General features: G+C 54.1%; 11 protein-coding genes and 2 pseudogenes. 2 read left to right on the plus strand and 11 right to left on the minus strand.

Translation table 11 applies throughout. The features are described from left to right. Positions 1 to 731 precede the first annotated feature (731 nt). The 3 genes from ACMX3H_RS13915 to can form a co-directional block, all read right to left on the minus strand. Entirely contained in the window at positions 732 to 1,217 is a 486-nt protein-coding gene (locus ACMX3H_RS13915) for a hypothetical protein (RefSeq protein ID WP_415211261.1), read from the minus strand. Between the two features lie 55 nt (positions 1,218 to 1,272). Next, a complete protein-coding gene (locus ACMX3H_RS13920) occupies positions 1,273 to 1,722 on the minus strand; it encodes an F-box protein (protein WP_415211262.1) in 450 nt (149 codons plus the stop codon). Positions 1,723 to 2,340: 618 nt separating this feature from the next. After that, complete coding sequence (can, locus tag ACMX3H_RS13925; RefSeq protein WP_415211263.1) at positions 2,341 to 2,997, minus strand: carbonate dehydratase; 657 nt, start codon at positions 2,995 to 2,997, stop codon at positions 2,341 to 2,343. A gap of 110 nt (positions 2,998 to 3,107) precedes the next feature. Between can and ACMX3H_RS13930 the strand changes: the two genes are divergently transcribed. Both ACMX3H_RS13930 and ACMX3H_RS13935 read left to right on the plus strand, forming a co-directional pair. Continuing rightward, positions 3,108 to 4,040: an ABC transporter ATP-binding protein gene (locus ACMX3H_RS13930; protein ID WP_415211264.1), complete on the plus strand. Its 933-nt coding sequence runs from the start codon at positions 3,108 to 3,110 to the stop codon at positions 4,038 to 4,040. Beyond that, complete coding sequence (locus ACMX3H_RS13935) at positions 4,040 to 4,807, plus strand: ABC transporter permease (RefSeq protein ID WP_415211269.1); 768 nt, start codon at positions 4,040 to 4,042, stop codon at positions 4,805 to 4,807. Before ACMX3H_RS13930 ends, ACMX3H_RS13935 begins: the two co-directional genes overlap by 1 nt. Positions 4,808 to 4,892: 85 nt before the next feature. Here the strand turns inward: ACMX3H_RS13935 and panD are convergent, their stop codons facing one another. The 8 genes and pseudogenes from panD to ACMX3H_RS13975 all read right to left on the minus strand — a co-directional run. Continuing rightward, positions 4,893 to 5,267, minus strand: a complete 375-nt coding sequence (panD, locus tag ACMX3H_RS13940; protein ID WP_415211265.1) for an aspartate 1-decarboxylase — start codon at positions 5,265 to 5,267, stop codon at positions 4,893 to 4,895. Positions 5,268 to 5,287: 20 nt separating this feature from the next. Further along, complete coding sequence (gene panC / locus ACMX3H_RS13945; protein WP_415211266.1) at positions 5,288 to 6,142, minus strand: pantoate--beta-alanine ligase; 855 nt, start codon at positions 6,140 to 6,142, stop codon at positions 5,288 to 5,290. Positions 6,143 to 6,153: 11 nt separating this feature from the next. Further along, a pseudogene (gene panB, locus ACMX3H_RS13950) lies at positions 6,154 to 6,939 on the minus strand (3-methyl-2-oxobutanoate hydroxymethyltransferase). A 225-nt stretch (positions 6,940 to 7,164) separates the two neighbouring features. Further along, positions 7,165 to 7,671, minus strand: coding sequence for a 2-amino-4-hydroxy-6-hydroxymethyldihydropteridine diphosphokinase (folK, locus tag ACMX3H_RS13955; RefSeq protein ID WP_415211267.1), 507 nt, complete (start codon positions 7,669 to 7,671; stop codon positions 7,165 to 7,167). Next, on the minus strand, positions 7,671 to 9,071 hold the full coding sequence (pcnB, locus tag ACMX3H_RS13960) for a polynucleotide adenylyltransferase PcnB (protein WP_415211270.1): 1,401 nt from the start codon (positions 9,069 to 9,071) through the stop codon (positions 7,671 to 7,673). The genes folK and pcnB overlap by 1 nt, the downstream gene beginning before the upstream one ends. A 103-nt stretch (positions 9,072 to 9,174) precedes the next feature. After that, the gene (locus ACMX3H_RS13965) at positions 9,175 to 9,639 is read right to left on the minus strand and encodes a glutamate--tRNA ligase family protein (protein ID WP_415211268.1); all 465 of its coding nucleotides are present in this window, start codon (positions 9,637 to 9,639) and stop codon (positions 9,175 to 9,177) included. An 82-nt stretch (positions 9,640 to 9,721) separates the two neighbouring features. Beyond that, positions 9,722 to 10,177, minus strand: coding sequence for an RNA polymerase-binding protein DksA (dksA, locus tag ACMX3H_RS13970; RefSeq protein ID WP_025244526.1), 456 nt, complete (start codon positions 10,175 to 10,177; stop codon positions 9,722 to 9,724). A gap of 195 nt (positions 10,178 to 10,372) precedes the next feature. Continuing rightward, positions 10,373 to 10,720 (minus strand): annotated as a pseudogene (locus ACMX3H_RS13975) (DNA/RNA nuclease SfsA); the annotation flags it as partial. Positions 10,721 to 10,860 lie beyond the last annotated feature (140 nt).

Below are 10,860 nucleotides of genomic sequence, written 5' to 3' on the forward strand. Positions count from 1 at the left end.
ATTTTAATGGACACTATCACAAACTTCAGAACCACTAATTTCATATCACTCAAACCGGGATGGAAATAAAAGTTATTAAAATCAATACAATGTGAAAATGCAATGAGCATAAGCGTGTAACGTAGGTTTACTGTCTCATACAACAACCCACCAATAATTCAAGACGTCCTCCACGGGGCGCTTACGTAGAATCCGCCTAAGCCGATAGGTCGTCCAGGAAGAATGGCGGTCGGGGAAGCAAGACCACAGGGATGGTAGGCGCGGCACGCCTGTGGAAAGCGGCCAAGGTATTTGCCTTCAATGAACTAGCTCCATGAATGGAAAATTTTCGTTCCCTTAAGGGGTAATTGGAATAGGAAACAGATCGCTTTAAACCGCGCACCCAGCTGGATGCGCTAGGGGCGGGTCAATTACAATAATCACTGAGGGTTTGTGGGATAGATAGATTTATGCTGTTACTCCATGGTATGTGCTGTTGCCACAATAAAAATCACAACATCCTGTCGATCCTGAACCACAGACCATGTTTGACATTAAAATTTCATGCCAAAACAGACATTGAGAATACCATGACTCTCGATTGTGCATCAAAGTCTGTTATAGAGTAAACATTCTCAGCAATTTTATTTAAAACCCTATGCATGTCATGTTAGTAATCAGAAGTATATTTTCTGTCATTCTTGGGTCAGTTGCTATGAAGCTGCTCATTTAGCAATATCGGCAACGGTAATTTAGAAGTTAAGATTTAGCTTGCTAAAGTCTTTACCAAGCTTTTTACTCCGTTCCGCTAATAAAAAATCCCGGCCTTTCTCTCCTAGACGAGCAAAAGTAAAAATAAATTCCGTGTCGAACCCCTCTTCATGGAGATAATTAACGTTTTTCAATATAAAATTCTGTACTTTTTCTTCCTGACTGGACAGTGAAAAAATAAGGCTCACCCTGACGCCTGCATCATGAAGAAATTTAAAGTTTTTTAATACAAAATTCTGTTCACGTACGTCACGTCCAGCCAGGTATTCAATATTGACAAGATCCAGTCCAGCTTCATGTAGACTATCAAAATTATTTAATATTAAATTATGTACTTCAATACTTTTTTGCGACAAAGTATGCGAGTGAAATAGACTGAACCCCATTCTAAGCAGTGCATTTCCGTTTTCTACCATAAAAGTTTGTGTCCCTGGGTCCTTGGTGGCAAGGTAATAAATATACTCCACGCCAGCCCCCATCTCATGTAGGACTTTAAAATTATTTAATACAAAAGTCTGAATGTTAGCTTCTTTTTTTAGCAAGAGTTAATATGTGACTCATATCAAACCCTGCTTTATGCAGAGCTTTACAATTTTTTAAAACAAATCTTTTGTTTTCTTCGCTTTGTTTTATAAGTTCATTAATTAATTTTGCATCAAATCCTAATTCAAGCAGGAGTTCACTATATGCGATCTTAAATAATTCATCGTCAGTAAGAATTTCATCAACAACATCGTTGAATGCATGACAGGTTAAACGCACGTTGAATTTGTCCTCGCCGATATATTTAAATATATGCTCGAGCATTTCAGGTGGTAAATCATTTATATTTTTTTTGCTTGGCGCTTCTGAGTGTAATTTTATAGAAGTGTTATCGACGTTTATTGGTTCAGGGATGCCAGGTTGTGTATTGGGACGTCTATTTTGCAGGCTAGCCGTGTTTGAAATATTAGGCGTTGTGTTTACATTCATGAATTTACCTATCTTTTAGTAAAAGACATTTGCAGGTAGTAGATTTAATGGTTTTATAACACAGATGTATGAATAAAACTTCAACGCAAATAACTATTACCTCTACGCCCCAATAAGAATGAATATCATGTGAACGTCCCGCCAAGCTGCACTAGCACTTAACGCAGTTGAAGGTGGAAAGGGATAGAGCGAAGCTCTTACTCTTAATTTAATAGTGGCGCTTTCTGCTGAATAGACGCCGGTATCTTGAAAACGTTGCCCATATCCCAAAATACAATGAACCTTACTATCGAAACTACCGCAAGAAATGTCGGCCGCGCTGCCGATGTCGACCTGGGGGGAGGCCACACTGCATCCCCGACAGGGCTTGTACGGTTAAAGACCGAGCGTGGAGATGTCTATACTGTACAGAATCGCTTGGATGTGGGGTGGACGTGGCCATTGGCCGGAGCGATAACAGGATTCCAGGTGACAACGCGAACGCCGGTTGGTTAAGTGGACGTCAATGGGTTAAGCGGACGCCTATCGGTTAAGCGAACGTCAGGCGTATGCAGGTCGGTTAAAAAGGACAGCTGTTGGCTAAGTGAACGTCCGTCGATTAAACGGACGTCCGCCGAATTAACTGCCGTAGCGCTGCAGCAGGGTTGCCATTCCCTGACGATAACGCTGTTCCAGCGTCTCGCGGCTGGTGGCGGTAATTTCCAGATCGCGGAGCAGTCCGTCGTGCAGGGCGTACACCCAGCCGTGGATAGTCACCTTCTGGCCCCGTTTCCAGGCAGAGCGCATAATGGTTGAATGTCCCAGGTTATACACCTGCTCAATCACATTAATCTCGCTGAGGATGTTGGCGCGGTCCTCGGGATGAAGCTCGCCCAGCAGTGAGCTATGCTTGTACCACAAATCACGGATATGCAGCAGCCAGTTATCGATAAGCCCCAGTTCGGGATTGTCGATGGCCGCCTGTATGCCGCCGCAGCCGTAATGGCCGCAGATGATAATATGCTCGACCTCCAGCACGTCGACCGCATATTGCACGACCGACAGGCAATTGAGATCGGTATGGATAACCAGGTTGGCGACATTGCGATGCACAAACAGCTCTCCTGGCTCCAGCCCGGTCAATCTTTCCGCCGGGACGCGGCTGTCGGAACAGCCAATCCACAAAAAGCGTGGCTTTTGCGCCAGCGACAGCCTCTCAAAGAAGCCCGGATCCTCTTCATGCAGAAGCTTGGACCAATCCTGGTTGTTACTGATAAGGGTTGAAATGTCTTTCATCGATGTTAATAGCCTGTAACTGTCGTAATGCGATGGGTTAATATAGGCCAAGCGCTGGCGTTTTAAAATCAGTTCCTGAAAACCGTTTAGAATAAGGTAACCCGTCACAAATGACATATGCATTGGAGTTGGAGCAGTTGACCAAGACCTACGCAGGAGGCGTACAGGCTCTAAAAGGGATCGATCTGAACGTGGAAGCCGGCGATTTCTATGCGCTGCTTGGCCCCAACGGGGCGGGAAAATCCACCACCATCGGTATTATCAGCGCTCTGGTGAACAAGACCGCCGGTAAAGTGCGGGTGTTCGGCTACAATACCGATAAGGACATCGTCAATGCGAAACGCCAGCTAGGGCTGGTGCCGCAGGAGTTTAATTTCAACCCGTTTGAAACCGTCTATCAAATCGTGGTGCATCAGGCCGGCTACTACGGCGTGGAGCGCAAGCAGGCCGCGGCAAGCGCGGAGAAGTATCTGCGCCAGCTAGATTTGTGGGACAAGCGCGACGAGCGTGCCCGGATGCTCTCAGGCGGTATGAAACGTCGCTTGATGATAGCCCGCGCGCTGATGCATGAGCCGAAGCTCCTTATTCTCGACGAACCCACCGCGGGGGTCGATATCGAGCTGCGTCGTTCCATGTGGGGTTTTCTGCGCGATCTGAACAACAGCGGCACCACGATTATTTTAACCACCCATTACCTGGAAGAGGCGGAAATGCTGTGTCGGCATATCGGCATCATCCAGCACGGCAGGCTGGTGGAAAACACGTCTATGCGGGAACTACTGTCGAAGCTGAAATCCGAAACCTTCATCCTGGATTTGGCGGCGAAAAGCGCGCTGCCCAAGCTGAACGGTTATCGCAGCCAATTGCTCGACACCAGCACGCTGGAGGTGGAGGTGATGCGTGAACAGGGCCTTAACAGCCTCTTTAACCAGCTGAGCGCCCAAGGGGTGCAGGTGCTGAGTATGCGCAATAAAGCCAACCGCCTGGAGGAGTTATTTGTGACCCTGGTCTCGGACGGCAAAGCAAGGAGTCAACGGACATGATGCAGCTGTATTGGGTGGAATTAAAAAGCATTTGGCGTAAAGAGATCAACCGCTTCGCCCGGATCTGGATACAAACCCTGGTGCCGCCGGTGATTACCATGACGCTGTATTTTATCATTTTCGGCAATCTCATCGGATCGCAAATCGGCGCCATGCACGGTTTCTCGTACATGCAGTTTATCGTGCCGGGCATGATTATGATGGCGGTGATTACCAACGCCTACACCAACGTCGCATCGTCGTTCTTCAGCGCCAAATTCCAGCGCAATATCGAAGAGCTGCTGGTGGCGCCGGTCCCGACCCATGTGATCATCGCGGGCTATGTCGGCGGCGGGGTGGCGCGCGCGATTTGCGTCGGTATTCTGGTGACCGCGGTGTCGCTGTTCTTTGTGCCGCTGCAGGTCCATGCCTGGTGGATGGTGCTCGTGACGCTGATATTGACCGCGGTGCTGTTTTCGCTGGCGGGATTGCTCAATGCCGTGTTCGCCAAGAGTTTCGACGACATTAGCATTATCCCGACCTTCGTGCTAACGCCACTGACCTATCTGGGCGGGGTGTTCTACTCGCTGTCGCTGCCGCCGCCGTTTTGGCAGGTGGTGTCGCGGCTGAACCCGGTGGTCTATATGATTAGCGGCTTCCGCTACGGCTTTTTGGGCATCAGCGACGTGCCGCTGGCGTTTACGCTTGCGGTGCTGGTGGCCTTCATCGTGGTGTTTTATCTGCTGTGCTGGACGCTTATCCAGCGCGGACACGGCCTGCGCACCTAATCTGCGCGTCGTGTTGACCCCACCGCAGGTCAGGCCTGACCTGCGGTGGTGCAGGCTGAACCGGTGGTGCTTCGGCGCGCCGAGTTCAGGCCATTTGCACCGGTAGCGCTTTGGCGGTGCGCTGCAACTGATTATGCTCGTCGAAATAGGCGACCTTCGGGGCGTGGCGACGTGCCTCTTCATCCGGCATTTGCACATAGGCGCAGATAATCAGCAGATCGCAGGCGCAGCGCGCAGCGGCGCCGTTCACCGAAATGATGCGCGAGCCGCGTTCGGCGGCAATCGCATAGGTGGAGAAACGTTGGCCGTTATCGACGTTATAGATATCAATCGCTTCATACTCCAAGATCCCCGCCGTATCGAGAAAGTCCTGATCGATGGCGCAGGAGCCTTCGTAATGGAGATCCGCCTGGGTGACATGCACCCGGTGCAGCTTGCCTCGTAACATCGTGCGTTGCATGAGCTTAAGCCTTCTTACCGTTATGAAATGAGATCCACTTGCGCATTATCGATTAGCTGAGCCTTACCCAACCAGGCGGTGAATAACACCACCACCACCCGCCGGCTGTCGACCGTCAATGGCTGCAAGGTTTCGGCGTCGTGGATAACCAGCGTATCCGGCGTCAGACCGGCCTGTAGCAGTTGCTCCGCCGCCGCCAGCAGACCGTCGGTATGGCGCTCCCCGGCGCACAGCTGCGCCACCAGCCGCGTAAGCACCTGGTTGAGCGGCGACGCCAGACGGCGCTCTTCGGCGCTCAGGTAACCGTTGCGCGAACTGAGCGCCAGACCATTGGCGGCGCGCACCGTCGGTACGCCGCTAATGTCGATATCATAGCTCATGTCCCGCACCAGTTGACGAATAAGCGCCAATTGCTGAAAGTCCTTTTCGCCAAAGCAGGCCACGTCCGGTTGCACCAGATTAAACAGTTTGCTGACAATCGTGGCCACGCCACGGAAATGGCCCGGCCGGCTTTCGCCTTCCAGGATATTGGCGAAGCGCGGCACATCGACAAAGGTCTGACTGGCCAGACCGTCGGGATAAATCACCGCGGTCGCCGGAGCAAATACCATGTCCACGCCGCGCCGGGTCAACTGTTCGCAGTCTTCTTGCAGCGTGCGCGGGTAAGCCGCCAGATCTTCCGGTCGGTCGAACTGCATCGGATTGACGAAAACGCTCACCACGACTTTATCCGCGCGGGCGAGCCCGGCGTCAATCAGCGACATATGCCCTTCATACAGATTGCCTATCGTCGGAATGAGGGCGATACGTTTATGTTCCTGACGCCACTGTTTAACCGTCTGACGCAGCGTCGGCGGCGTTTCGATAATCAGCACGGGAGTCTCCTTCATGAATGAAAGCTGTGTTCGGCGACGGGAAAGTGGCCGGCTTCAACCTCTTGCACATAGCGGCGCACGGCTGCGGCAATATCCCCGCCCGCCGCGAGAAAATTCTTGGCGAAGGAGGGCGCGCTATCGCCGGTGATGCCGAGCGCGTCCTGTATGACCAGGATCTGGCCGTCGGTAACGGCGCCGGCGCCGATAACTGGGATGTCCAACGCCTAGGTGACGCGTTCCGCCAGCGCCACCGGCACACATTCCAGCACCAGCAACTAGGCGCCGGCCTGTTCCAGCGCCAGTGTATCGGCCAGCAGCTGCTCCGCGCCGGCCGGATCGCGACCCTGAATTTTATAGCCGCCGAATATATTCACCGACTGTAGGGTCAAGCCCAGGTGTCCGCAGACGGGGACCGCCCGCGCGGTCAGACCGCTAACGGTATCGGCCAGCCACGCGCCGCCCTCCAGTTTCACCATGTTGGCGCCCGCGCGCATCAGCGCCGCACCATTGTCATAGGCCTGAGACGGCGTCGCGTAGCTCATGAACGGCAGATCGGCCAGCAGCAGGCAGGAGGGGGTGCCGCGCCGCACGCAGCGGGTATGATAAACCATATCCTCTACGGTAACCGGCAGCATGGAGTCGTTGCCCTGCATCGTCATGCCCAAGGAGTCGCCCACCAGCATCACCTTGATCCCCTGTTCAGCGAACAGGCGGGCAAAGGCGGCGTCGTAGGCGGTAATGGAGGCGAATTTGCGCTGTTGTTGCTTCCATTTGCGCAAATGAGAAATGGTGGTCATGGTATACAACCTCTGTACCGCGGGGGCGCCCGCTGTCAGCTTAAGGAGTGGCGGCTTATTTTAATGGAAGCTTTGCCGGGGGTATAGCGTTTATCGCACAAAACATTTGGGTATTTGACTAGACCTGCGCTGCGTGCGCGGTGACCCGGCAAGGGGGCTTAAAGGCCGTACGCCGCGCCGGCGCGCGTTAATGCGTCGCGTCGGCGCCTGACGGGCTAAGGGCGTTCACGCCTTGCCGTAGCGGTGCTCCTCATCCCAATAGACGAGGCCGTTGCGCGGCACCTGACGCAGTCGCTCGGCTAGCGCGCCGCCGTCGGGAAAGCGCAGCTCCGGCGCCAGCTCGGCAAGGGGATACAGCATGAATTCGCGGTTGTGCATGTCGTAATGCGGCACCGTTAGGCGGGCGGTGGCGATAATGCGATCGCCGAAGAGCAAAATATCCAGATCCAGCATACGGGGTCCGAAGCGATGCGCCTTGCGGGTACGTCCCTGGCGTAATTCGATCGCCTGAGTGTGATTCAGCAGCGTTTCCGGCGCGAGGGCGGTGTCCAGCGCCACCACGGCGTTCAGAAAATCGGGCTGATCCTGCGGGCCGAGCGGGCGGCTGCGGTAGTAGGACGAACAGGCGACAAGGCGGGTTTGCGGCAGGCTCGCCAGCGCCTCGAGAGCGGCGCTTACCTGCTGCAGCGGTTCGGACAGATTGCTGCCCAGAGCCAGCCAGACACGCTCCATCAGGCGCTGTCGCAGTTGGGCGCCCGACGGAGCGGGCGGCGTGGACGGGTGCGGGCTGGCGCGTCATCACCAAGCGTGGTCAGCATGTTCTTTTGCCGCGGCGGCGCGGCCACTTGGAACTCCCCCCACCAGCGGCTGAGCCGCTGCAGTTCGGCGTTGTTTTCCACTTCAGCGCGCAGCGTCAGCAAATCATAAGCGGCACGGAATTTAGGATGTTCCATCAGCTTGTGGGCGCGCTTGCCCTGGCGACGCGACAGCCGCAGCTGAAGTTGCCACATATCGCGCATTAGGGCGGTTAAGCGTTTGGGTATCGCCAGCGGGCGGCATTGTTCGTCGAGAATATCGTTCATCGCCAGCGAGAAAGCGTCAAAATAGGACAGGCCGCTTTCCTGGGTCAGTTTCTGCGCATGCTCCAACAGCGGATACCACAGCATGGTGGCGAATAAGAAAGCCGGATTGACCCGCATATCGTTGCGCAAACGCTGATCGGTGTTGGCCAGTACGCGGATCACCATCTGTTCCATATAACTGTCGCCGTGCTCGGTAAAGTTACGGCTTATCAACGGAAACAGCGGTTGAAACAGCTGGTATTCGCACAGCAGACGGTAGGTGGCTTCACCGTAGCCCGCCTGTAGCAGTTTGAGCGCTTCTTCAAACAGCCGCGCCGGAGGAATATCGTGCAACAGCGCCGCCAGCCGGGGGATCTGTTCGGCGGTTTCGCGGCTGATAGTCATGTCCAGCTTGGCGGCAAAGCGCACCGCGCGCAGCATGCGGACCGGGTCTTCCCGATAGCGGGTTTCCGGATCGCCAATCAGACGAATAGTACCTTCGCGTAAATCTTTCAGCCCGCCAGTATAGTCGCGCAGAGTAAAATCGGCCACGCTGTAGTACAGGCTGTTCACCGAGAAGTCGCGGCGCTGGGCGTCTTCTTCGATGGAGCCGAAAATATTGTCGCGCAGCAGCATGCCGTTGTGGCCGGTGAGGGCGGCCCCCGTCGCGCCTTCCTCGGGCTCCAGCTCCTGATGATGGCCGCGGAACGTGGCGACTTCGATAATTTCAGGCCCGAACATGACGTGGGCCAGCCGAAAACGGCGGCCAACCAGTCGGCAGTTGCGAAACAGTTTACGCATCTGCTCCGGCGTGGCGCTGGTCGTGATGTCGAAGTCCTTGGGTTTTTTACCCAGCAGCAGATCGCGAACGCCGCCGCCGACCAAATAGGCTTCGTATCCCGCTTTGTTCAAGCGGTAAAGCACCTTTAAAGCATTTTCACTGATCTCTTTACGAGAGATGGAGTGCTGGTCGCGCGGGATAATCGTCAAAGGGCGTCTATCCTCTGGTGCCGTTTCCACACTTTCACGATTGAGCACCTTGCGGCAGAAGTTGGCTACTCGGGTAAAAATAGTACACCTCAATAGTAACAAATAAACAGGAACAACGTAAAACAGCGGCTAATGAATGATAGCTCACCCCGCCAAGCTTGAGAATGGGCGGGTGCATTGTCCCTTACGGGGCGGTCGCGGTCGGCACGGCGTCAAGCCGCCAGTGGTCCACCGCCCAGTTTAACATACTCTCAAGGCGCATAGCGCGCCATTGCGGCGGCAGCGGCTGATTTAACAGCCCTAGCGCCTGCGCCAGCAGCGGCCGGGGATCGCTCATCGGCAGCGCCGGCGCATGATTTTGTTTCGACAGCTTCAGCCCCGCCGGCGACAGCGCCAGCGGCAGATGGACATAATCAGGTTCTTTATAACCTAATTGACGATAGAGCGCCAATTGGCGCACCGTTGGCGCGATGAGATCGGCGCCGGGCACTTCCCGCGGCGGGTCGATATCCTCAATGCGCACCCGCCATTGGCCACCACAGGCGCGTGCCTGCAAATAGCTGCCCAGGGCGGTGGCGAGGGAACCGAAATGAAGCGCGCCGGACGGCGAAGGGGCGAAGCGCCCGATATAGGGGGCAGAGGTTGGCATGATGGTGAAAAAGGCGTAACCGTGCAGCTACCACGATGTCATGATTTTCCCTAAACGACACCGCAGTAAACCGGGTTCACACTTACCCTGCCATCTGTTTTTCACGAATTTCGGCGAGAGTCTTGCAGTCGATGCACAAATCGGCGGTCGGACGCGCTTCCAGGCGACGAATACCGATTTCTACCCCGCAGGATTCGCAGAAGCCGAAATCGTTGTCTTCCACTTTTTTGAGGGTTTTCTCAATTTTCTTGATGAGCTTACGTTCCCGGTCACGGTTACGCAGCTCAAGGCTGAACTCTTCTTCCTGCGCGGCACGGTCTACCGGATCGGGGAAGTTGGCGGCCTCATCCTGCATATGCGAGACGGTACGCCCCACTTCATCTCTGAGTTGATTACGCCACGCTTCAAGAATGCGCTTGAAATGCAGAAGCTGGGCTTCATTCATGTACTCTTCACCAGGCTTTTGCTGGTATGGTTCCACCCCGGCGATGGCGAGAATGCTCAAGGAGGATGTCTTACGGTTTTGCCCTTCTTGCATGTTGCTTCTCCTTCTAACACGCACTAGTGATCCCCAACGTGGGGAAAAAAACAGGCCGCTATAAATAGCAGATGACGTTAAGGTTGGCAATTATTCATAACGCCTACTTGACAAGGGTGTCAGGAAAGGCGTATTTGGCGCGACGGTAAACTTTGGAAAACTGACGCATTTTACGCCATTTCGCGGTTAACCGCCCTATGAAATAATTATCGGCAGCGGGGAGTGGATCCGCATGCCGTGCCGGGATAACTGACAACCATAGCACAAGACTTCTACGCCTGACTGCTGAGCCTGTAATACCAGATCGGCATAGTGGGGGTCAATGTGGCGGGCCGGCGACACCCGGTCGATACCCGAATGCAGCACGGCGAAAAACAGCACCGCACGATACCCCATTTCCGCCATTGCCTGTAATTCTCGTAAATGTTTTTGACCTCGAAGCGTTACCGCATCCGGGAAATAGCCCGACTGGTGTTGCAATAACGTCACGGATTTCACCTCAATATAGTAGTCCGCGCGATCTTCTGCCGATAATAACCAATCTGGGGTTGTAAGCGGAAAGCCGCCAAAATTTTGCGGACTTGCCATACGGTTTATGACAACGTCAGTCCCTCAATCATAGCGTCCAGATCGAGTTCTTTCCCTTCACTGATAAAGGTGTAATGGCCGTTCAGAAAGATTGG

The sequence above is a fragment of the Sodalis sp. (in: enterobacteria) genome (assembly GCF_047607725.1).
Classification (GTDB): Bacteria; Pseudomonadota; Gammaproteobacteria; order Enterobacterales; family Enterobacteriaceae; genus JBLKSS01.